The 22,504-nt window shown below is 70.8% G+C and carries 18 protein-coding genes; 11 read left to right on the plus strand and 7 right to left on the minus strand.

The window, feature by feature from the left end; translation table 11 throughout:
* Positions 1 to 81: 81 nt before the first annotated feature.
* Positions 82 to 1,692, plus strand: a complete 1,611-nt coding sequence (locus ACFE86_RS01755) for a peptide chain release factor 3 (protein ID WP_375453608.1) — start codon at positions 82 to 84, stop codon at positions 1,690 to 1,692.
* Positions 1,693 to 1,696: 4 nt separating this feature from the next.
* On the opposite strand, the gene ACFE86_RS01760 is transcribed toward ACFE86_RS01755, so the two are convergent.
* Positions 1,697 to 2,149 carry a response regulator gene (locus ACFE86_RS01760; protein WP_375453609.1) on the minus strand — a complete coding sequence of 151 codons (453 nt, stop codon included), beginning with the start codon at positions 2,147 to 2,149 and terminating at the stop codon, positions 1,697 to 1,699.
* 133 nt (positions 2,150 to 2,282) lie between these two features.
* Positions 2,283 to 2,750 carry a BLUF domain-containing protein gene (locus tag ACFE86_RS01765; RefSeq protein ID WP_375453610.1) on the minus strand — a complete coding sequence of 156 codons (468 nt, stop codon included), beginning with the start codon at positions 2,748 to 2,750 and terminating at the stop codon, positions 2,283 to 2,285.
* A 242-nt stretch (positions 2,751 to 2,992) separates the two neighbouring features.
* Here ACFE86_RS01765 and ACFE86_RS01770 point away from each other — a divergent pair, with 242 nt between their 5' ends.
* From ACFE86_RS01770 to ACFE86_RS01785, 4 genes are all read left to right on the plus strand, one after another.
* On the plus strand, positions 2,993 to 4,375 hold the full coding sequence (locus ACFE86_RS01770) for a flagellar hook protein FlgE (RefSeq protein ID WP_375453611.1): 1,383 nt from the start codon (positions 2,993 to 2,995) through the stop codon (positions 4,373 to 4,375).
* Positions 4,376 to 4,424: 49 nt separating this feature from the next.
* Positions 4,425 to 6,305, plus strand: coding sequence for a flagellar hook-associated protein FlgK (gene flgK, locus ACFE86_RS01775; RefSeq protein ID WP_375453612.1), 1,881 nt, complete (start codon positions 4,425 to 4,427; stop codon positions 6,303 to 6,305).
* 83 nt (positions 6,306 to 6,388) lie between these two features.
* Positions 6,389 to 8,218, plus strand: coding sequence for a hypothetical protein (locus tag ACFE86_RS01780; protein ID WP_375453613.1), 1,830 nt, complete (start codon positions 6,389 to 6,391; stop codon positions 8,216 to 8,218).
* Between the two features lie 98 nt (positions 8,219 to 8,316).
* Positions 8,317 to 8,640 carry a porin gene (locus tag ACFE86_RS01785; RefSeq protein ID WP_375453614.1) on the plus strand — a complete coding sequence of 108 codons (324 nt, stop codon included), beginning with the start codon at positions 8,317 to 8,319 and terminating at the stop codon, positions 8,638 to 8,640.
* A gap of 3 nt (positions 8,641 to 8,643) precedes the next feature.
* Here the strand turns inward: ACFE86_RS01785 and ACFE86_RS01790 are convergent, their stop codons facing one another.
* Genes ACFE86_RS01790 through ACFE86_RS01800 form a run of 3 tightly spaced genes read right to left on the minus strand, consistent with a single transcriptional unit; the run spans position 8,644 to position 10,654 of the window.
* Positions 8,644 to 9,117: a hypothetical protein gene (locus ACFE86_RS01790; RefSeq protein ID WP_375453615.1), complete on the minus strand. Its 474-nt coding sequence runs from the start codon at positions 9,115 to 9,117 to the stop codon at positions 8,644 to 8,646.
* Entirely contained in the window at positions 9,107 to 9,490 is a 384-nt protein-coding gene (locus ACFE86_RS01795; protein WP_375453616.1) for a rod-binding protein, read from the minus strand. Before ACFE86_RS01795 ends, ACFE86_RS01790 begins: the two co-directional genes overlap by 11 nt.
* 33 nt (positions 9,491 to 9,523) lie before the next feature.
* A complete protein-coding gene (locus ACFE86_RS01800; protein WP_375453617.1) occupies positions 9,524 to 10,654 on the minus strand; it encodes a flagellar basal body P-ring protein FlgI in 1,131 nt (376 codons plus the stop codon).
* A gap of 239 nt (positions 10,655 to 10,893) precedes the next feature.
* Here ACFE86_RS01800 and ACFE86_RS01805 point away from each other — a divergent pair, with 239 nt between their 5' ends.
* From ACFE86_RS01805 to ACFE86_RS01825, 5 genes are all read left to right on the plus strand, one after another.
* Positions 10,894 to 11,319 carry a flagellar assembly protein FliX gene (locus tag ACFE86_RS01805; protein WP_375453618.1) on the plus strand — a complete coding sequence of 142 codons (426 nt, stop codon included), beginning with the start codon at positions 10,894 to 10,896 and terminating at the stop codon, positions 11,317 to 11,319.
* Between the two features lie 153 nt (positions 11,320 to 11,472).
* Positions 11,473 to 13,308 (plus strand): caspase family protein, encoded by a 1,836-nt coding sequence (locus ACFE86_RS01810; RefSeq protein ID WP_375453619.1) that lies wholly within the window; start codon positions 11,473 to 11,475, stop codon positions 13,306 to 13,308.
* A gap of 214 nt (positions 13,309 to 13,522) precedes the next feature.
* Positions 13,523 to 14,164, plus strand: a complete 642-nt coding sequence (locus ACFE86_RS01815) for an OmpA family protein (RefSeq protein ID WP_375453620.1) — start codon at positions 13,523 to 13,525, stop codon at positions 14,162 to 14,164.
* Positions 14,165 to 14,312: 148 nt separating this feature from the next.
* The gene (locus tag ACFE86_RS01820) at positions 14,313 to 15,221 is read left to right on the plus strand and encodes an efflux RND transporter periplasmic adaptor subunit (protein ID WP_375453621.1); all 909 of its coding nucleotides are present in this window, start codon (positions 14,313 to 14,315) and stop codon (positions 15,219 to 15,221) included.
* Positions 15,221 to 18,355 (plus strand): efflux RND transporter permease subunit, encoded by a 3,135-nt coding sequence (locus ACFE86_RS01825; RefSeq protein WP_375453622.1) that lies wholly within the window; start codon positions 15,221 to 15,223, stop codon positions 18,353 to 18,355. Before ACFE86_RS01820 ends, ACFE86_RS01825 begins: the two co-directional genes overlap by 1 nt.
* Before the next feature lie 28 nt (positions 18,356 to 18,383).
* Here ACFE86_RS01825 and ACFE86_RS01830 read toward each other — a convergent pair whose 3' ends face one another.
* Together ACFE86_RS01830 and ACFE86_RS01835 are read right to left on the minus strand one after the other, a co-directional pair.
* A complete protein-coding gene (locus ACFE86_RS01830) occupies positions 18,384 to 19,193 on the minus strand; it encodes an efflux RND transporter periplasmic adaptor subunit (RefSeq protein WP_375453623.1) in 810 nt (269 codons plus the stop codon).
* 274 nt (positions 19,194 to 19,467) lie between these two features.
* Positions 19,468 to 21,183, minus strand: coding sequence for an AsmA family protein (locus tag ACFE86_RS01835; protein ID WP_375453624.1), 1,716 nt, complete (start codon positions 21,181 to 21,183; stop codon positions 19,468 to 19,470).
* Positions 21,184 to 21,470: 287 nt separating this feature from the next.
* Here ACFE86_RS01835 and ACFE86_RS01840 point away from each other — a divergent pair, with 287 nt between their 5' ends.
* Positions 21,471 to 22,412 (plus strand): trypsin-like peptidase domain-containing protein, encoded by a 942-nt coding sequence (locus ACFE86_RS01840; RefSeq protein ID WP_375453625.1) that lies wholly within the window; start codon positions 21,471 to 21,473, stop codon positions 22,410 to 22,412.
* Positions 22,413 to 22,504 lie beyond the last annotated feature (92 nt).

A 22,504-nucleotide genomic window follows, 5' to 3' on the forward strand; every position in this document is an offset into this window, starting at 1 on the left:
GGCCGGATGCTCCGGTTCGCCGGCCCCGGCCCTTCACCGAATGCGAAAGGGACCCGCGCGCGGGTTCGAGAGCCGTTGTCCATGCTGATGCAGCCGCAGACGAAGATCGAGGCGGACCCGGTGGCGCGGCGGCGCACCTTCGCGATCATCTCGCACCCGGATGCCGGCAAGACCACGCTGACCGAGAAGCTGCTGCTGTTCGGCGGCGCGATCCAGCTCGCGGGCGAGGTCAAGGCCAAGCGCAACCGCGTCTCGACCCGCTCCGACTGGATGGGCATCGAGCGCGAGCGCGGCATCTCGGTGGTCACCTCGGTGATGACCTTCGAGTACGGGCCGTGCGTGTTCAACCTGCTCGACACGCCCGGCCACGAGGACTTTTCCGAGGACACCTACCGCACCCTGACGGCGGTCGATTCGGCCGTGATGGTCATCGATGCCGCCAAGGGCATCGAGGCGCGCACGCGAAAACTGTTCGAGGTGTGCCGCTTGCGCGACATCCCGATCGTCACCTTCGTGAACAAGCTCGACCGCGAGGCGCGCGAGCCGTTCGCGCTGCTCGACGAGATCGAGAAGACCCTGGCGCTCGACGTCGCGCCCGTCACCTGGCCGATCGGGCGCGGACGCAACTTCGCCGGCACCTACGAACTCGGCGGCGGCCGAGTGCGCCGGCTCGACGCGGCGGACGATGCCGGCACCGTGCCGGTGACGGGGTTCGCCGACCCGCTGTTCGACACGCTGCTGACCGAGAACGGCGAGGCGGATGCGTGGCGCGAGGAGGTGGAACTGGCCGAGGGCGGGCTGAAGCGATTCGACCTCGCCGCCTTCCGCGAGGGCCATCTCTCGCCGGTGTTCTTCGGCTCGGCGCTGCGCAACTTCGGCGTGCGCGACCTCATCGACGGGCTCGCCCGCTTCGCGCCGCCGCCGCGGGGCCAGGATTGCGACAAGCGCACCGTCGCGCCCAACGAGCCGAAGATGACCGGCTTCGTGTTCAAGATCCAGGCGAACATGGACCCGAACCACCGCGATCGCATCGCCTTCATGCGGGTGTGTTCCGGAAAACTGAACAGAGGGATGAAAGCCCGGCTGGTGCGCACCGGCAAGCCGATCTCGCTCTCCGCGCCGCAGTTCTTCTTCGCACAGGACCGCGCCATCGCCGACGAGGCGTTCGCGGGCGACGTGGTCGGCATCCCCAACCACGGGACGCTGCGCATCGGCGACACGCTCACCGAGGGCGAGGACATCGTCTTCCGCGGCGTACCGAGCTTCGCGCCCGAACTGCTGCGGCGGATCAAGCTCACCGACGCGATGAAGGCCAAGAAGCTGCGCGAGGCGCTCCAGCAGATGGGCGAGGAGGGCGTGGTCCAGGTGTTCGTGCCGCAGGACGGGTCTGGCGCCATCGTCGGCGTCGTCGGCGCGCTCCAGCTCGACGTGCTGAAGGAGCGGCTCCAGGGCGAGTACGGCCTGCCGATCGACTACGACGCCACCCGCTTCACGGTCTGCCGCTGGGTGTCGTCGGAATCCGAGGCCGACCTCGACGCGTTCGTGGCCTCGCACGGCTCGGCGATGGCGAGGGACCTCGACGGGGCGCCGGTCTTCATGGCGACCACCGCCTTCTCGCTGCGCTACGAAGAGGAGCGTTACCCGGCGGTGCGCTTTGCCGACATCAAGGACTACCAGAAGCGCGCGGCCTGAGGGATCAGGACTTTCCGAGCATCGGGAAGTCGATGGACAGCGTCGATTCCGCGGCCATCGGCGCCTCGCGCTTGCGCGGCTTCCGATTGAGCACCTGCTTCAGCTTGCTTTTCAGCACCGTCATGTCGAACGGCTTGAGGATGAAGGCGTCGGCCCCCGCCTGGTGGGCGACGTTGATGTCCTCGAAGTCGAACGACGCCTCGGTCAGGATGAAGGGGGTGTTCATCAGGTCGTCGTCGGAGCGGATCTCGCGCAGCAGCGCGATCCCGTCCATCGGCTCCATGTCGAGATCGGCGATCACCAGGGCGTACTTGCGCAGGCGCAGGAGCTCGAGGGCCTCGGGACCGCTGGTGACGCCCTCGACGTTCGGGAAGCCGATGCGGTTCATCAGCATCACGACGAGGCGCAGGAGCTTCTCCTGATCGTCGACGACGAGGATGGGTGGCGTCTCGCTCATGGTGTCGTCTTTGGCCTGAAGCGGTCTGGCGCGGTCTTGCGCGAAGTCTGCGCGCGATCCGTGAACAAACTGCTCTCAGCCGGCCCCCAGCGCGCCCGCCCCGTGCGGTGGGGCATGCACGGAGGTCGGACGGTCAGATGAACAGGTGGTCGATGCCCTGCTTCGACATCTCGTCGGCCTGCAACGCGAGCGCGAGGGCGTGGATCGCGCCGGCCCTCGGCGTCCCGCGCTGGAGCATCGGCAGCAGGTTGGCCTTGGCGAAGTGGACCTCGTTCGGGCCCGAGCGGATGCTGCTGCGGCAGGAGTTGACGAACGCGCGCTTGGCGATCTCGCGCCACTCGCAGATCTGCACGTCGCGGTGCCGCTGGTCCTCGGCGATGCGGTTGAAGGTCTCGTGCACGGAGGTGCGCTCGCCCTCGATCACCTGGGCGGCGAAGGTCTGCTCGACGACGAGGAAGCTCGTGATCACCGAGAATTCGTTCTTCTTCTGGGCGTGGCGCGTGATCTCGCCGATCTGCCCGGCGCGGATCTGCACGTCCGAGGACAGGGCAAGCCTGGAGAAGTAGATCAGGTGGACGAGGCTCGTCCGCTTGGCACGCATCACCGGACGACGTCCTCCCAGAAACGCCCACCGTCCTAACCGGACATCGATAAGGGCCCGTAAACGGTGCCGCGCCCGGCAGAAGCTGCCGGGCGCCCGCGTGCGGGTGGGTGGATTCCTGCCGCAGCATCCAGCGACATATCAATGACATCAACGGTTTGGGCGTGGCATGGCGGTTGCTGCCACCTTCCGAACGGGCGACCGGCACGCGGGTGCGGCGCAAGCGGGAAAGACGGCGCGTCATGGATATCTTCACGGCGTTGCAGACGGCGGTCTCCGGGCTCAAGGCCCAGTCCTACGCCATCGACAACATCTCCGGGAACATCGCCAACTCCCAGACCACCGGCTACAAGCGCATCGATACGAGCTTCGTCGACCTGTTGGCCGAGCAGACGCCCAAGCACGAGGTCGCCGGCACGGTGCTGGCGCAGTCTCAGCTCACCAACACCCTCCAGGGCAACATCGCTGCGACCGGCGTCGCCACCAACATGGCGGTGAACGGCAACGGCCTCTTCACGGTGCAGACCAAGACCGGCGACGCCAACGGGCAGAGCACGTTCTCCGGCACGCCGCTCTACACCCGCCGCGGCGATTTCAGCCCCGACAAGGACGGCTACCTCGTCAACGGTGCCGGCGGCTACCTCCAGGGCCAGAACTACGACCCGTCGACGGGCCAAGTCACCAGCGCCGGCGCGATCAGGATCGCCAACCGGACGCTGGCGGCCAGGCAGACCACCGCGATCACCTACGGCGCGAACCTGCCGACGACGCCCGCGACCGTCGCGTCCGGCACGACGCGCTCCGCGCTCTACGCCCCGGCCGACACCGGCGCGCTCGTCACCGCGACCGACGGCACGGCGACGGCGGGCCGGCAGGTCGCGGCGACCGCCGCCGCGGACTTCTTCGCCAGCAGCATCTCGGGCCCGGCGGTGACGGCCTACACCGCGACCGGTGCGCCGGTGAGCGTCAACACGCGCTGGGCCAAGATCCAGGATGCCAACGCCACCACGCCGGCGATCTGGAACCTGTTCTACGCCGCCGACAGCACGGCCTCCGCCGACAAGAGCGCCTGGACCAATGCCGGCACCGGCTTCACCTTCGACAACACCGGCCAGCTCATCCAGCCCGCGGGCGGCAAGGCGACGATCGCCGGCCTCACCATCGACGGCACCAACCTCGGCAACGTCGACCTGCTGTTCGACAAGACGACGCTGACGCAATACGCCACCGCCTCGGGCACGGTGACGACGAACACGCTCACCCAGAACGGCTACGCGGCCGGCACGCTCAACGACGTCGCGGTGACGAACGACGGCCGGATCGTCGGCGCGTTCTCGAACGGCTCCTCGGTGACGCTGGCCTCGGTCGGCATCGCCCGCTTCGTGAACCCGGACGGGCTGAAGCCGCTCTCGAACGGGAACTACGCGCAGACGATCGATTCCGGCGTGCCGCTCGCCGGCCTCGACGGATCGACCCTCGTGGGCGCCAGCGTCGAGGCCTCGAACACCGACATCGCCGGCGAATTCTCGAAAATGATCGTCACCCAGCAGGCTTATTCGGCCAACACCAGGGTGATGTCGACGGCCCAGACGATGATGTCGGACCTGCTCAACGTCATCCGCTGACGACGGGCGGCGCGCTTTCGAGGGCGGCGAAGGAGGATCGTAGACGGACATGGCCCTGAACGCCCTCCAGACGGCCGCGGCCGGGCTCAAGGCGACGCAGACCGCCATCGGCGTGGTCTCGCAGAACGTCGCCAACGCGGGCACCGCCGGCTACGTCAGGCGGACGGTGAGTTCGGTCGCCTCCGGGATCGGCAATTCGGGGGTCGCGACCGGCACCATCACCCGCAGCTTCGACGCCGCCGCCCTGAAGCAGCTCCGCCTGGAGAGCGCCGGCGCGGCCTATACCGGCACGAAGTCCGACATCGCGGCGCAGGTCGACACGCTGTTCGGCACGCCCGGCAGCGCGACGGCGCTGGACGGCCTCGTCAACACGTTCACGCAATCGCTGCAGACGCTCGCGGCCAACCCGACCTCGGCGGCGGCCCGCGGCAGCGTGGTCGAGGCGGCCTCCGCGCTCGCGGGCAGCGTCAACGCCATCGCGCGCGGCGTGCAGGATCTGCGCAGCGGCATCGAGGCGAGCCTCGGCACCGAGACCGCGAGCGCGGGCGCGCTGCTCTCGGGGATCGCCGGCCTGAACGTGAAGATCCAGTCGATCACCGACGACGCCACCAAGGCCGACCTGCAGGACCAGCGCGACCAGCAGATCACGCAGCTCTCGACTTACATGGACGTCCAGACGGTGGAGCAGCGCGACGGCAGCGTCACGGTGTCGACGCGGTCCGGCGTGACCCTCGTCGATCGCGCCAGCGCCGCCGCCCTCGTCTTCGACGGACGCGGGACGCTGAACGCCAACGCGGCCTACGCCGCCGACGCCGCGGTGCGCAGCGTCGGCACCATCACCGCGACGACGCCGGGCGGCGGCCGGATCGACCTCGGCGAGCCCGGCGTGCTGCGCTCGGGCTCGATCGCGGCCGGGCTCGACCTGCGGGACACGACGCTGCCGCAGGTCCAGCGCCAGCTCGACGACCTCGCGGCGGGCCTCGCCGGCGCGCTCACAGACAGGACCGCGACCGGCACGGTCGGCGGCACCGGCGCCGCCGCCGACCTCGCCGGCATCCAGGCCGGCAACACCCTGACGCTGCCGGTGACGGCCCCGGACGGCTCGGTGCGCAACGTCATCCTGATCGCCTCGAACAGCGCCACCGCCGGCATCGACCCGGCCGCGGCCGACGACGGCACCGCCTTCGCCCAGACCTTCGACATCTCGGGCGGGCCCTCGACCTACGCGGCCAAGGTCCAGCAGGCGCTCGACGGCCTGTCGGCCCGCGCGCGCGCGCAGGGCTACAGGAACGTCCCGGCGCTGACCGCCAGCGGCGTCGGCGGCGTCGTCACGGTGAGCGGCACCGGCGGCTTCCGCGTCACGGGCGCCAGCGCGACGATCACCGTGCCGACCAGCGCAAGCGACCTGTCGAGCGGCTACCCGCAGCTCGCGCTGTTCGTCGACGGCTCGGGCAAGGGCCTGTTCACGGGATCGTTCGACGCGGGCTCGCAACGGACGGGCTTCGCGCAGCGGATTACCGTCAACCCGGCGGTGAGCGCCGACACCGCCGCGCTGACGGCGTCCGGCACCACGCGGCCGGGCGCGGAATCGACCCGCGCGCAGTTCGTCTACGACGCGCTGACCGCTGACCGGCAGACCTTCTCGTCCTCGAGCGGCATCGGCGGCATCGCGGCGCCCTACACGGCCAGCGTGACGGGCTTCGCGCAGGACGTCATCGCCGCGCAAGGGGCTGCGGCGAGCAGCGCGGCAAGCCTCGATTCGGGCCAGGGCATCGCCCTTTCCACCGCCCAGGGCCGGTTCTCGAAGAGCGCCGGCGTCAGCGTCGACGAGGAGATGGCGAACCTGATCGCGCTCCAGACCGCCTACAGCGCCAACGCCCGGGTGCTGACCGCCGCCCGCGACATGCTCGACACCCTGCTCCGGATCTGAGGGCGCGCCGGCGCCCGTCCCTCCCGCGTCACGCGCTTCGTTAACGCGAACCGCGCACATTCCGCCCGAAAGCGCGCCCGACCATGACGACGATCCGCCCCTACGCCGCCGGCCGCTACACCGTCGACAAGGCGACCTCGCAGATCCTCGCGCTGAAGAGCCAGCTCGACACCCTGTCGACGCAGCTCTCCACCGGCCGGACGGCGGAGACCTATGCCGGCCTCGGCGCCGGCCGGACCACGAGCCTCACGGCACGGGCCACGCTGAGCGCGCTCGACGGCTACGACGCGGGCATCGCCTCCGCGCAGACGCGGGTGTCGATCGCCTCCACGAGCCTGCAACAGGTCGCCACCCTGACCGCGGACCTGCGGACCGGCCTCACGGCGAGCCCGCGCGACGGCGCCGGGGCCGCCGCGACCGCGAAGCTCGGCCTGAACAGCCTCGACGGCGCGCTCGACGCCCTGAACCAGAGCGCGGCGGGACAATACCTGTTCGGCGGCCGCGCCAGCGAGACCGAGCCGGTGCGGTCGAGCAGCATCATCCTCAACGGTGACGCCGCGAGCACGCCGAGGCAGGATGGGCTGGTGACGCTGGTCGCCGAGCAGAAGGCGGCCGATCTCGGCACGGACGGCCTCGGGCGGCTCGAACTCGGCGCGACGCGCGCGAGCAACACCTTCTCGCTCTCCGAGGACACCGCCGACGCCACCGGCGAGACCCGTGCCAATTTCGGCTTCCGCATCGCCGCGGCGCCGACGACGACCGGCGCGCTCACCGCGACCGCGGACGCGACGCACGCGGCCAGAGCCGCGACCGTGACGGCCCTCGATCACGCGCCCGTAAGCGGCGAGCGTTTCCGCGTGAGCGTCAACCTCGCGGACGGCAGCCAGAAGAGCTACGACCTCACCGCCCGCTCGCCGATCCCGGCCGGCTCCACCGACAGCTTCGGGGTCTTCGGCACCGCCGCCGCGGCGGCGGCGGGCCTCAACGCCTTCGCGGCGGCGCAGGGCGGCACCGTCGCGAGCGTCCAGAGCGGCAGCACCCCGACGCTGACCGCGACCTATGGCGGCGGCGACTACGCGTCCTACGACATCGGCCTCTCGGGCCAGCCGGCGGCGGGCGACAGCATCACCGTCCGGCTCGCGCTGCACGACGGCACCACGATGAGCCTCACGCTGACCGCGCAGACGGCCGCCTCCGCCGTCTCGAACGCCGGCTTCACCATCGGCGCGGATGCGGCCGCGACCACCGCCAACCTGAAGGACGCCCTGGCGGCCGCGTTGAAGGACGCCGCCGGCGGCGCGCTCTCGGCGAGTTCCACGACGCGCGCCGCGGAGGACTTCTTTTCCGCCTCGACGGCGTCCGGCCAGGCACCCAAGCGCATCGACACCTCCGGCACGACGCCGACCTACAGGGACGCCGCCTCGACCACCACCGTGATCTGGTACCAGGGCGATGAGGCGGACGTCGACGCGCGCTCCACCGCCATCGTCCGGACCGGCACGATCCGCGAGATCGCAGTCGGCGCGCAGGCCAACGAGGTGCCGATCCAGAAGGCGCTCGCGGGCTTCGCCGCGCTGGCGGTCGACGGTCTCGCCGATCCCGCCGCGACCACGCCGACGAACCGATTCCCGGCCCTGGCGAGCCGTGCCTACGATCTCCTGGGGAAAGCCTCGACCGAGCCGAGCCTGCAGGCGATCGCCATCGATTTCGGCCTCGCATCCAGCGCCCTCTCGAACGCGAAGTCGCAGAACGCGGCCAGCCGCGCCACATTGCAGAACGCGGTCGACGGCGTGGAGAGCGCACCGATCGAGGAGGTCGCCGCCAAGCTGCTCGAAGTCCAGAACCGGCTCCAGGCGAGCTACCAGATCACGTCGTCGCTCTCGAAGCTGTCGCTCGTCAACTACCTCGGCTGATCCATGGGCTGACGCGCCGTCGCGGCGAAGGCCATCGGTTGATCGCCGTCGCCGCGTCGGCCTATGGTCGATGCGCAGGCCGGTCGGGGGAGGACATCGTGGGGCGTCGCGTCGGGCCGAGCCTGATCCTTGCCGGGATTTTCGCGGCCGGCCCGTGCCACGCGCGGGATATCGCCAAGGCACCGGTCGCCGGTGCCGGCACGCCCTGTCCCGGCTACGGCGCCGGCTTCGTCCGCCTGCCCGGAAGCCCGATCTGCACCCGCGTGTCGGGCCGCGTCGCCGCCGGCGCGGACCTGCGCGCCGGCCAGGGCGGCACGGTCGCGGCGCCGGCGGTCGCCGGGCGCTTCACCATCGACACCCGAACCGAGTCCGATCTCGGCCCTGTCAGGACCTTCGTGCGGATCGGAAACGCGCGGCGCTGACGCTCACAGGCTCCGCGACAGCACCAGCGGCCCGCTCGCCGCGCCGCGTCCATAGGGCGAGGGCGACCGGGACGGCGCACCGTAGACGGTCGGCGTGCGGGCGCGGCCGAGGTCGTCGGCGAGCGACTTGATCAGCCCCTCCGAGACCGTCCGCGCGGTGGCGAGCACCATCTGGTTGGTCTCGACCGCGGCGGCGAAGCGGCGGTGGGCCGCCCGCAACGCCTCGACCCCGGCTGGTGCGAAGCGGGCGAGCGCGACCGCGTTCGCCTTGGCCGCCTCCAGGCCCCGGAGATAGGCGCCGACGAGCGCGCCCTTGGCCTCGGATTCCGCCAGCCCCTCGCGCAGACGCCCGGCGCGGACATGGCCGCTCTCGGCCGCGAGCACGGCCTCCAGCGCCTGCATCGCGGACATCACCGCCTGGACGAGGGCGTCGGCGCCAGCCCGGTCGGCGACGCGCAGCGTCGGATCAGGCTGCATGGGCCGCCCCGTTCACGGCGCCGGTCGCGGCTCCCTGCATCTTCATCATCTCCGAGAACACCTGGTTGGCGATGCCGACGCCGCCGCTCTTCACGATCTGGCTGGCGTATTCCTTGGTGAGCATCGAGCGGTAGACGCCGCCGCCGGTGCCGTTCTCGCCCATCGGCCCGTCGGTCCCCTCCGACTGCGTCAGCCGGTCGAGGGAGGATTCGAGGAACATCGACTCGAACTCGGTCGCGGTCTTGCGCGCCTTCTTCGTGGCCGCGTCGGAGGCGGCCTGAGCGGTCTTCGAGACCGTGTCGGCGACGGTGCCGGCGATGGCCTTGCCGACGCCCATGGCGGCGGTCGCGGCGAAGGTTGCGAGGGGGAGCATGTCAGGATCTCCGGATGTCGGGAGGGTGGGGCATCACATCAGTTCGATGTCGGCCTGGAGCGCGCCTGCGGCCTTGATCGCCTGGAGGATCGAGATCAGGTCGCGGGGGCCGACGCCGAGCGCGTTGAGGCCGTCGACGAGGTCGCGCAGGCTCACGCCTTCCTTGACCAGCGCCAGCTTGTTGCCGTCGCCGGTGTCCACCTTCACGCCGGTGCGCGGCACCATCGTGGTGCGCCCGTTCGAGAGCGGGGCCGGCTGGCTCACCTGCGGCTGCTCGGTGATGGTGACGGTGAGGTTGCCCTGGGCGATCGCCACGGTGGAGACGCGCACGTCGCGGCCCATCACGATGATGCCCGAGCGCTCGTCGACCACGACCCGCGCCGTCTGGTCGGGCTCGACCTTGAGCTGCTCGATCTCGGTGATCAGGCGGATCATGTTGCCGTTGTACTTGGCCGGGATCTGGATCGTGACCGTGGCCGGGTCCGTCGGCTCGGCAGTGTCGGCGCCCATGAAGTCGTTGATCGCGGACGCGATCCGCTTCGAGGTGGTGAAGTCGGGGTTCCTCAGCGACAGGCGCAGCGAGCGCGCGTCGGTGAGCTTGAAGGCGATCTCGCGCTCGATGTTGGCGCCGTTGGCGATGCGGCCGTTGGTCGGCACGCCGCGGGTGATCTTGGCCGCGTCGCCTTCCGCCGAGAAGCCGGCGATGGCCACCGAGCCCTGCGCCAGCGCATAGACCTCGCCGTCGGCGCCGAGCAGCGGCGTGACGAGCAGCGTGCCGCCCTGGAGCGACTTCGCGTCGCCGAGCGACGAGACGGTGACGTCGATGCGCGTGCCCTGCGCCGCGAACGGCGGCAGGCTCGCCGTCACCATCACTGCGGCGAGGTTCTGGGTCCGCATCGTGGCGCCGCGGGTGTTGACGCCGAGGCGCTCCAGCATCGCCTGCAGCGACTGCTTGGTGAACGGGATGTTGTTCAGGGTGTCGCCGGTGCCGTTGAGGCCGACGACGATGCCGTAGCCGACGAGCTGGTTGGCGCGCACGCCCTCGATCTGCGCGAGGTCCTTCACCCGCGACAGCGCCAGCACCGGCACGGCGCCGCCGACGACGAGCGCGAGCGCCAGGACGAGGCGCAGGGCGTTCCGGATCGTGGCGTGGCGCTGATGCATGCCGGGCTTTTCGGGATGGCGGACCGCCTTCCTCCTGCCAGCCGCGTGCCAGCCTCTGCACGATACTAACTGCATGACACAAAAAGATTTTTTCGAGCATGGCCGGCAGCCGGGCCGGCTCCGGCATCTCCCGTTCCGTGCCGACCCGGCAAGTTCTGCCGGGGCGTTTACGCACGGTTAACCATGCCGGACCGAGGGTCGGCTTGGGCGGCTTGCGCGCCGTGGGAGCCCTCGAAGCGATGCGTGTCGAGAACCGTCCGGGCGCCTTCGGACTGAGCGCCCTCGGGCCCGGCCGCAAGCTCGAGGCCGGCCCCAGCTTCAGCGTCGGCGCCGAGCCCGCGAACGCCCGCGTGGGTGCGACGGCCGCGGCCGCGACGCTGGCCGGCCTCGACGCGGTGCTGCTGCTCCAGGGCGAGCCCGACACGCCGTCCGAGCGCCGCCGACGCTCGGCGCGGCGCGGCCACGACCTCCTCGACGGCCTCGACCGGCTCAAGGTCTCGCTGCTGTCCGGCCGGGTCGCGACCCACGAACTGCTGGCCATCGCCGGGCGGCTGTCCGAACGGGCGGAGACCACCGGAGATCCGCGCCTCGACGGTCTGATCGCGGATATCGAGCTGCGCGCGGCGGTCGAGCTGGCCAAGGTGGAGGCGGCCCGCGGAGCCTGAGGCCGGCGCGCGGCGATCGACTGTGATCGCCGGGCCGGAAGAGCTGTTCGGCGCCGGTCTGCATTGTATCGTCCGGCCGGCCGGCGTCTGACCTATTGCCGAGTCAAACCGTCGGGCTGTATGACCGGGCTCGCGAATACCGCCGAGTTCCGCATGCACGCCGTCCGTACCCTCGCGCTCTCACTCGGCCTGCTGCTGGCGGCGCTCGGCTGTGCGGACACCGCGGCGGCCGCGGCCCGATCGGCCCTGATCATCGCCAACGCCGCCTATCCCGACAGCGATGCGGTGCTGCCGGGTCCGGTGCCCGACGGCCGTGCGCTCGCAGACGCGCTGAAGCGCAGCGGGTTCACCGTCGAGTTCGGCGAGAACCTCGCCCGGGACGCGATGCAGGCGGCGATCGATCGCTTCCAGCGCGGGGTCGAGCCCGACGGGATCGCCCTGGTGTTCTTCGGCGGCTACGGCATCCAGGTCGGCAAGCGGAACTACCTCATTCCGGTCGATGCCCGGGTCTGGAGCGAGGCGGACGTGGCCCGCGACGGCATTTCGGTCGACGACATCCTCGACGGGCTCGGCAAGCGGGGTCCGAGCGCCCGGGTGCTGGTCCTCGACGCCTCGCGGCGCAACCCGTTCGAGCGCCGGTTCCGCAGCTTCTCGACGGGGCTGGCGCCGGTCTCCCCGGCCCCCGGCCTGCTCGCGATCTCCGCGACGGCGGCGGGCGGCGTGCTGAACGAGGCCGGGATCACCCGCAGCCCGTTCGTGGCCGAACTGGTTCGCCAGATCGGCGTCGCCGACCAGGATGCCGAGCAGGCCTTCACCGCCTGCCGCGACGCGATGGGCAAGCGCGCGCGCGGCGGTCCGGCGCCGGCCCTGGTCTCGCAGCTCGACGAGCCGTTCTCGTTCGACCCCGACCGGCCGAAGGCGGCGCGCCGCCCGGAGGCGAGACCGTCCGAGGCTTCGGTGCCGGACAAGGCTGCGAAAGATACGGCTGCGAAGGATGTGGCTCTGAAGGATGTGGCTCCGAAGGATACGGTCGCGAAGGAACCGGCCGACGGCGAAGCCGCCGCCCGCCAGCAGGCGGTCCGGGAGGAGGCCGACCGGGAGAAGGCACGCCAGGATCGGGCCGGCAAGGACAGGATCGCCGCCGACGCGAGGGCAGCCGAGGAACGCGCCGCGCTCGATCGATCGAAGACGGATCAGGCAGCCAAGGATCAGGCGGCCAAGGATCAGGCAGCCAAGGATCAGATGGCCAAGGATCAGATGGCCAAGGATCAGATGGCCAAGGATCAGATGGCCAGGGAGCAGGCTGCGAGCGATCGGGCCGCCCGCGATCGGGCTGCGGCGGAAGCGGAATCCGACGATTTCGCCTCCGCGCGCGCGAAGGGCACCAGGGCGGCCTACGAGGCGTTCCTGACACGGCATCCGGAGGGCGCGCTGGCCGACAGGGCACGCACCGAGATCGCGGCGCTCGCGCCGACGGAGCGCAAGGACGCGGGGGATCGCCAGCGGCAGGCCGATCTCGACGCGCGGATCGCCAGGGACCCCCGCGACGAGGCGGCCTATTACGAGCGCGGGCAATACCACGCCCAGCGCGGCGATGCCGCGGCGGCGATCGCCGACTTCGATCAGGCCATCCGACTCAACCCGCTCAACCCGGAAGCCTACAACAACCGCTGCTGGATGCGGGCGATGGCCGACGCGCTGAAGCCCGCGCTCGCCGACTGCAACCAGGCGCTGAAGCTCCGTCCCGGCTTCGCCGACGCCCTGGACAGCCGCGGCCTCGTCAACCTCAAGGCGGGCGCGTTCCGCGCCGCCGTGTCGGACTACGACGCGGTGCTGCGGCTCGATCCCGGCCGCAGCTCGGCGCTCTACGGGCGCGGCGTCGCCCGCACGCGCCTCGGCGAGAAGGCCCTCGGCAGCCGCGATCTTGCAAGCGCGCTCCAGCTCAACCCGGCCCTCGACAGGGAATTCACCGAGTACGGCCTGCGCTGACCGGCGCGGGACTTCGGCGCGGACGGTGGCGGGCCCCTCGTCCGGAGCGTCTTTCCGGCAATGACCTGCACAGGCTGCACGGATTGCCGCCGTTCGCGTGTCGATCCGCACGCCTGTCCGTATCGAAAGCTGTCATGCCGTGTTGATCGGCGGCTGTCGCCGTGTGAAGAAAGCTCAGCGGCTCTAGGCTCCGCGGAGCGACTTGGAGGCTCACATGTTCGGTACTTCGGGCAATACGAGACGACTCCTCGGACTGGGCGCGATGGGGCTGCTGCTGCTCGGTCGGCCCGTGATCGCGGAGGACGTCAGCGAGGCGCAGATCCTCAAGGCGCTGTCCGCGCCGGCGCCGCAGCGGACGCGCAGCCTGTCGGTCGGCGCGCAGGCCCCGGCTACCCCGCCGGCGGACGCCGCCTTCGTCGATTCGCTGCGCAACAAGCCGACCCGCTCGCTGTCGATGGGCGAGCGGCAGAAGCTCGACGTCGTGGCGGCGGAGAAGCCCCAGATCGACCTCGCGATGGAGTTCGACGTCAACTCCGACGCGTTGCGCGGCGAGGCGCTCGTCACCGCGAACAAGCTCGGCAAGGCGCTCTCGAACAGCGCGATGCAGGGTCAGACGTTCGTCATCGCCGGCCACACCGACGCGAAGGGCTCGGACAGCGCCAACCAGAGCCTGTCGGAGCGGCGCGCCGAATCGGTGCGCCGCTTCCTCGTGAACACCTATCAGATCCCAGAATCCAACCTGATCAGCGTCGGCTACGGCAAGGCGCACCTGAAGAACCAGGCCGATCCCCTCGCCCGCGAGAACCGCCGGGTGCAGGCCGTGAACCTGCTCCAGGTCAAGACCGCCGGGCGCTGAACCTCCGTCGCGCCGTCCCGCCCTTCCGAAGGGAGGGCGGGACGGCCACGGCCCCTTGAGACGAGCGAACCGGACGCAATCGACCGCCATGCGCGACCACCCGACCCGATCCCGTCGCAGCCGACTCGGACCGCTCGCGGTCGCGACGATGCTGTCGGCCGTCATCGGGCCGGCCGCGGCGGAGAGCACGCCGGAGGGGACGAGCGTGCTCGGCGTGCGCGCGGGTTCGGCCTGTCTCAGGGAGACGGTGCGCGTCACCGGCTTCGCGCTTCCCCGTGAGGAGAGCGGCGCGAGCCTGCCCTTCGACGGCTACCGGATCACCGAGATCCTGGCCGGCGAGGGCGATACCGTCACCAGCGGGCAGGAACTCCTGAAGGCGGTGCGCCAGCCGGACGCCTCGGCCGCGCAGCGCCCGCCCGGCCTCGAAACGGTCTCGGTGCGCGCGCCGATCGCCGGGCGGATCACCCGGCTGTCCGCCCGCATCGGCGCGGTGACCGGCGCGGGACCGGCGCCGCCGCCCGGCCCCGGCGGGATGCCGGAGCCGATGGTGCGCATCATGGGCGAGGCCGGCATCGATCTGCTGATCGACGTGCCGAGCCCCTACGCCGCCAAGATCCGCATGGGCGCCTCCGCCCGGGTCGTCCCCGACGACGGCCCGGAGATCCGCGGCACGGTGCGGGTCGCGGTGAGCGAGGTCGATCCGAAGACCCAGCTCGGCCGCGCCCGCCTCACCCTCGATCCGCCCACCGCCCTGCGTCCGGGCCAGTTCGCCAGCGCGGTGATCGAGACCGCGCGCGATTGCGGCCTCTCGGTCCCGCGCTCGGCCGTCAGCTACCCGAACGGCGTGCCGACCGTGCAGGTCCTGAACGGCACCGCGGTCGAGACGCGCAGCATCCGCACCGGCCTGATCGACGAATCCAACGTCCAGGTCCGCGAGGGCCTGTCGGACGGCGAGCCGGTCGTCGCCGATACCGGGACGGCGCTGCGCGCCGGCGACCGGGTCACGCCGGTGATCTCCGGCCCGGTGATCTCCGGCAAGGCGGGAACCGCGCGCTGATGTCGCTTAACGTCTCCTCGCTCGCGATCAAGCGGCCGCTGCCCTCGGTCGTCGCCTCGATCATCCTGCTGGCGCTCGGCTGGGCGAGCTTCACCCGCCTGCCGGTGACGCGGCTGCCGTCGGCCGACATCCCGCTGGTCTCGGTGGTGGTGGCGCAGTTCGGCGCGGCGCCCGCTGAGATCGAGACGCAGGTGACCAAGACCGTCGAGGACGGGGTCTCGGGCGTCGAGGGCGTGCGCCACATCGCGTCCTCGGTCACCGACGGGCTCTCGGTGACGACGATCGCCTTCCGGCTGGAGAGCAACACCGACCGGGCGCTGAACGACGTCAAGGACGCGGTCACCCGCATCCGCGCGAACCTGCCCCAGAGCGTGCAGGAGCCGCTGATCCAGCGCGTCGACGTGGTCGGCCTGCCGATCGTCACCTACGCCGCGACCGCGCCGGGCAAGAGCCCGGAGCAGGTCTCGTGGTTCATGGAGAACACCGTCAAGCGCTCCCTCCAGGACGTGAAGGGCGTGGCCGAGGTGGCGGTGATCGGCGGCGTCACCCGCGAGATCCTGGTCTCGCTGGATCCCGACCGGCTCCAGGCGTTCGGGCTGACCGCCGTGGACGTGAGCCGGCGGCTGTCGGGCACCAACGTCACGGTGACGGGCGGGCGCGCCGAGATCGGCGGCCGCGAGCAGGCGATCCGCACGCTGGCCTCGGCCAGGACGCTCGACGACCTCGCCGGCACGATGATCACCCTGCCCACCGGCGGGCAGGTGCGGCTCGCCGACCTCGGCCTCGTCACCGACAGCTTCGCCGACCGGCGCACCTTCGCGCGCCTCAACGGCGAGCCGGTGGTGGCGATCGGGATCAAGCGGGCGCAGGGAGCGAGCGACGTGGTGGTGGCGAAAGCCGTCGAGGCCCGCGTCGCGCAGATCAAGGCCGAGAACCCCGAGTTCGACCTCAAGCTGATCGATTCGTCGGTCGAGTTCACGCTCGGCAACTACGACGCGGCGATCCACACCCTGTTCGAGGGCGCGTTCCTGGCCGTCGTCATCGTGTTCCTGTTCCTGCGGGATTTACGCGCCACGGTGATCGTCGCGGTGTCGCTGCCGCTGTCGATCTTCCCGGCCTTCTGGGCGATGGACGCGCTCGGCTTCTCGCTGAACCTCGTCAGCTTCCTCGCGATCACGCTGTCGACCGGCATCCTCGTCGACGATTCGATCGTCGAGATCGAGAACATCGCCCGCCACATGAAGATGGGCAAGCCCGCGCTCCAGGCGGCGATGGACGCCGCCGACGAGATCGGGCTCGCGGTGATCGCGATCTCGCTCACCATCATCGCGATCTTCGCGCCCGCGAGCTTCATGTCCGGCATCGCCGGGCAGTTCTTCAAGCAGTTCGGCATCACGGTGGCGGTGCAGGTGTTCTTCTCGCTGCTGGCCGCGCGCTTCGTCACGCCGATGCTGGCGGCCTACATCATGAAGCCGCACCATGCGGTCGAGAAGCCGCCGGGGCCGGTGCTGCGGGCCTATACCCGCCTCGTGACACTGTCGGTCCGATTCTACCCCATCACGGTGGTGATCGGGCTGCTGTTCTTCGCCGCCTCGATCGCCTCGATCGGCCTGTTGTCGAAGGGCTTCCTGCCGGCGCAGGACACCTCCCGTTCGGTGATGGCGCTGGAACTTCCCCCCGGTTCGCAGCTCTCCGAGACTGAGAAGGTCACCGAGGACGTGGTCGCGGTGATCCGCGGCCTGCCGGAGGTGCGCAGCGTGTTCGTGGACGGCGGCCGGGTGCCGAAGGAGCCGATCGAGTCGCGGCGCGCCTCGTTCATCGTCAACTACACCGCCAAGGGCGAGCGTTCGATCACGCAGCGCGACCTCGAACGCGAGATCGGCCGCCGCCTGCGGGCGGTGCCCGACATCCGCTTCTACTTCGTGGACGAGAACGGCCTGCGCGCGATCTCGCTCGTCGTGCGCGGCGCCGACCCGCGCATCGTCGCCAACGTCGCCAACGAGCTCGCCGGCCAGATGCGGCGCCTGCCGACGGTGGCCAACGTCATCTCCGGCACGACGCTCGACCGGCCGGAACTCCAGATCCGGCCGCATCTCGACCTCGCCGCGCGGCTCGGCATCTCGCCGACGCTGCTCGCCGAGACGATCCGCGTCGCGACCATCGGCGATGTCGGGCCGGCGCTCGCCAAGTTCGACGCGGGCGACCGCCTCGTGCCGGTCCGCGTGCAGCTCGACGACCGGGCGCGCGTCGACCGCGGCGTGCTGGAGCAGGTGCGCGTGCCCAAGGGCGGCGGCGGCAGCATCCCGCTTTCCGCCATCGCCGACCTCGACTTCCAGCAGGGCCCGACCAACATCAGCCGCTACGACCGCAAGCGCCAGGCGACGGTGGCCTGCGACCTCGTCGCCAACGCAGCACTTGGCGACGTGCTGAAATCGATCGATGCGCTGCCGGTAATGAAGTCCCTGCCCAAGGGCGTCACCGTCGATCAGGGCGGCGATGCCGAGAGCCTGAACGAACTCGCCGACGGCTTCGCCAAGGCGATGAGCGCCGGCCTGATGATGGTCTACGCCGTGCTGGTGCTGCTGTTCGGCTCGTTCCTGCTGCCGATCACCATCCTGTTCTCGCTGCCGCTCTCCCTCGGCGGCGCGGTCTTCGCGCTGATGATCTCGGGCAAGCAGCTCACCACGCCGGTGTGGATCGGCATCCTGATGCTGATGGGGATCGTGACCAAGAACGCGATCATGCTGGTCGACTTCGCGGTCGAATCGATCCGCCACGGCGTGGCGCGCGACGCGGCGATCATCGATGCCGGCCAGAAGCGGGCGCGGCCGATCGTGATGACTACGATCGCCATGGTCGCCGGGATGCTGCCCTCGGCGCTCGCCTTCGGCATCGGCGGCGAGTTCCGCTCGCCGATGGCGCTCGCCGTGATCGGCGGGCTGATCTTCTCGACGCTGCTGTCGCTGGTCTTCGTGCCGGCGGTGTTCGTGCTCGTCTCGGAACTCTCCGACCGCGCGATGCGCGGCCTTCGCCGGCTTGGCTCGCTCGGCGCCCGCCGCTCGCGCAAGCCCGTGTCCACTCCACCGGAGACAGCGATGCCGCCGGGCCTCGGGCCGGCCGGGCCGCCGGTCTGAGGGGGTCCCACGGTGGGGGGCCCCGCGATCACCGCCCGCGCGGCGTCCTGCCGACCTCCGCCGGGTCGCGGACCACGACCGGCTCGACCTGATCGCCCTCACGCAGGAACGCGCCGGCGCGGACCACCACGAGGTCGGCTTCGGAGAGGCCCGATCGGATCTCGGCGTTGCCGCCGGACAGGAGCCCGACCGAGACCTGCCGCGCCTCGACCCGCGTCCCGTCGACGATGTGGACGATGGTGCCGTCCGGCTCGTACTGGACCGCCGAATAGGGCACCCCGACGCCGCAGCGCCGCCCGACCGTGACGAGCCCGCGCGCGAAGGTCCCGATCCGCGCGTCCGGCGTCGCCGTCAGCGCGATCCGGACGCGCCCGACCTGCACCGCGGCCTCCGCGCCGGTCTCGATCCGCCGCACGGTGCCCGCGATCTCGGGCAGGCCGAGCGGCCGCACCGCCACCGCCTGGCCCGGCTTGATCCGCGCGAGGTCGGCGAGCGGCACCTCGGCGTTCAGTTCGATCGCGCCGCCGGCGACGATGTCGAACAGCGCCCCCTGCCGCGGCGAGGCCGGCTGTCCGAGCACCGCGCGGCTGCGCAGGACCATCCCGGCGACCGGCGCCCGGACCGCGACCGCGTTGCCCGCATCCGCCGGCCCCTCCAGGGGACCGAGCCGGGCCAGCACCTGGCCCGCGCCGACCGCGTCGAGCGGGTTCGCCAGCACCTGCGTGACCTTGAAGCCCTCGCGCTCGGGTCCGACCTCGACCTGCTCGCGGGCGTCGAGCGTGCCGGTGACCGCGACGCGGTCGGAGAAGCACAGGTTGCGCGCCGGCCGCACGCTCACCGGCAGGGCGGCGAGGCGCGTCGCGTCCGTGTCCTCGGCGCGGACATCGGCGGCCGCCGCGACGAGGAGGACGGCGAGGCACGCGGCGGCGCGGCGGCGGGACGCGCGCGGTCGGCCGGTCGGACCAAGCAGGCTCGCGTTGGCAGACCAACGCTTCGCCCGCTTGGGTCCTTGGCTTATCGCAGGTTTTTTTCGCAAAACCGCGGGGCACTTTTGCGAAACCTGCCTAGAGCCTGCGGTCATGAGGGCGAATCGCTTCCGATCGTGGGAACCATCAGGGTCGCTGCCGGCGCGGCGGGCCGGCCTTCGGCAGGATGGAATCGAGCAGCCCGCCGAGACCGCCGCCCTCGGTTCCGAGGATGCCGCCGCCGAGGTTCTGCAGGCCCTGGATCGCGCTCGCCGGGTCCCGCGCGAGGCCGGAGAAGTCGGCCGAGACGGCCGGATCGGCCCAGGGACCGGAGATGCGGATCGGCACGTCGAGACGCCCGCCCGAGCCCGGCACCACCTTCAGCGGCTTGAGGCGGATGTCGAGGCTGCGGCCGATCAGGTCGATACTGCCGACGCCCTCGGTATCGAGGAGGCCGGTCTTCAGGCGGAGGTCGTTGGTCACCGCCTGCCCGTCGGCGACCGCGACGGTGCCGCCGAGCACGTCGAGGCGCGTGGCGAGACCGCCGCCGGACCCGCCGAGGAAGCCGGCCGCGCGGGCGAGATCGAGCCCGTCGATCCGCCCGTCGGCCACCGAGAATTCGCCCGCGCCCGCGGCCGAGCGGAGCAGGTCGGCGGTCCGTGTTCCCGTCGCCTGGAGGTCGAGCCGGGCGGTGCCGGTGCCGTCGAGCCCCTGGATGCCGGCGACATCGGCCAGCAGCGGGCGCACCCGCACCCCGTTCAGCGACAGGCCGATCTGGTGCCGGCCCGCGCCGGCGGCGTCCGGCCCGAGGACGTAGCGGCCCCGCGCGCTTCCCGCGTAGAGCGCGGCCGAGACCAGGGCGGCATCGAGGCTCCCGCCCTTCACCCGCGCGGTCAGGGCGACGCCGCTCAGCGCCACCGGCCCGAGCGCGAGGCGCGCGATGGCGAGATCCGCGCTCGCATCGAACAGGCGGAACCACGCGACCTGCGGGAGCGCGTCCGCCGGAACGGCGACGGACAGCATCTCGCCATCCCCCCGCGGCGCGGAGCCGTCCTCACCGGTGAGGGCGAGGGCATCGAGACGGAGGGCCGCGACGAGACGGGGCTTGCCCGCCCGCTCCACGGCGAGGCTCCCGGTGAACGGGGCGCGGTCGATGCTGCCGACGATCGCGTCGAGGCGGAGCACGGCCGGCGCGAGGCGCGCCGAGGCCGTCGCGGCGATCCGTGGGCCGGTGCCCGGGTTCAGCGTGAGGCGGACCGGCCGCGCCGCGTCCGCCCCGGGCGGATCGGCCTCCAACACGGCACGGGTGCCGGCGAGATCGAGGTCGAGCCGGATGGCGGGCGGCGGAGCATCCGCGGCGAGATCGTAGGCGAGGTCGACGGTCCGGATCGCGACCGTCAGACCATCCCCGGAGGCGGCGGGTTGCGCCAGCGCGCCGCCGGCCACGATGCGGATCGAGGAGGGCCGCAGCGCGCCCGGCTCCGGCCTCGCCTCGGAGCCCGGCGCGGGGCCGCCCGGCGGCGATGCGAGCGGCAGGCGGACCGTGACGTCCTCCGCGAACGCGCTTCCCGAGCCGGCCTGTCCGAGAAGCAGCGCCACCGGCACGGCGATCCGCAGCCGCCGCATCGTCGCGCCCAAACCCTCGGATCCCGTCCCGACCCGCACCTCGCCGAGGACGAGGCCGGGCGCGGGATCGAGCGTGGGAGCGAGACTGCCGATCCGCCAGGGCTGGCCGGTTTCCACTGACAGCCGACGTTCCAGCGCCGCCTTCACCCGATCGTTCAGGACGGGCCACGCTGCGGCGATGGCGAGGGCTGCGAGCGCGAGCCCAAGGGCACCGATCGGGAGGATTCGAAGCCGCATGGTTGGACGATCGACAGGCTATCCGGCCATGGTTCGCGGCGAAACACGCGTCCTGACGCCGGAAACCTGTTTAGACGCCGGCTCGTGAGCACAGTCAAGCTGTGGCTTCCGAGGGGTTTGGAGCCGTCCCCGATCCGACGGGACCAGCGACGGCGCTAGTGGTCGAAATCTAACGGATAGAACCCATGCCCTGGGTCCGCTTCCAACCCTTAGCGGAAGGATGAGCTGGCTCCCCCAGCGTCCGGATTGAGACATAACGGACCCCAGTAAGCTCCTAAGGAGACGGCATGGACTCACTTCGAACCGCCCTATCGTATGTCGTTGGTCCCCTCCTGATCGATCTTCCAGATCGAGACGTTATGGTCTGCGGCACATGTTTCATCGTTGCCGCGATGGGCGAGTACGCGATTGGGGTGACTGCGACGCACGCAGTCCAATACGCTACGGCGCAGGACACTCCGTCCAGGGTAGCGCCTCACCCTTCCTCCGTTTTCCAGTTCGACGAGACCCGAAAGGAATGGCGGAAGGTAAAAATCATAACTCACGTCAAGCATGACGACGTGCCGCCGTTCATGAGCTACGCGCTTGAAGCCGCTCAGGGATATTCAAGATCAGATGTCGACGTCTGTTTTTTGCTCCTGAAGGCTGAGGAGCAGCCTACCTTGGAGATTAGGCGGCGGATCGGGCTTCTGTCGGAGCCGCCAAGTGTCGGAGATAAAGTCCTCGTAGTTGGCTACTTCGACAGCGAGGCAAAAGCCTCTCACAAGATCGCAGTAGGTGGAGGTGCAGCCTTCATAGCTGTCAACGCGAAATTTCAGTGCGTTGAGGCTTCTGTGACCGACGTGTACCATGACGGGGTCCGTCACCTAAAGTTTCCCTGCTTTCAGGTCAGCACACCGTTCTACTCAGGTATGAGCGGGGGTTGTGTGCTGAAAGAGAAAGATGGGCAGTGGTTGGCCTGCGGAGTTGTTTGCAGCGACTTCAACTTTGGGGACGACGCCTCCGGTGAGCACGCCCTAGCCGCGCAACTTTGGCCTGCGCTCTTCACCTCCCTGGGGGAGACAAGAAAGTACGCCTACCACGACGAGAATGGGGGCTTGGTTGAGAGAGATGTTAAGGTCATCTACGACTTCGTTGACGCAGGTGCGATCACCGACCTCTCAGATGCGCTTCAGCACGTCTCGCGCTCTGACCAGGTGGCGAGCAAGTTTCCACTCAGGTGGGTTTAACCTTTGGAGAGGCCCGACCGTTCGTCCGAGAACGACGAAGCAGACATGCTGGAGTCTGGGTCCGCTTTCCACCCATCGCGGATGTTCGTGGT

The organism is uncultured Methylobacterium sp., assembly GCF_964244095.1.
GTDB lineage: Bacteria > Pseudomonadota > Alphaproteobacteria > Rhizobiales > Beijerinckiaceae > Methylobacterium.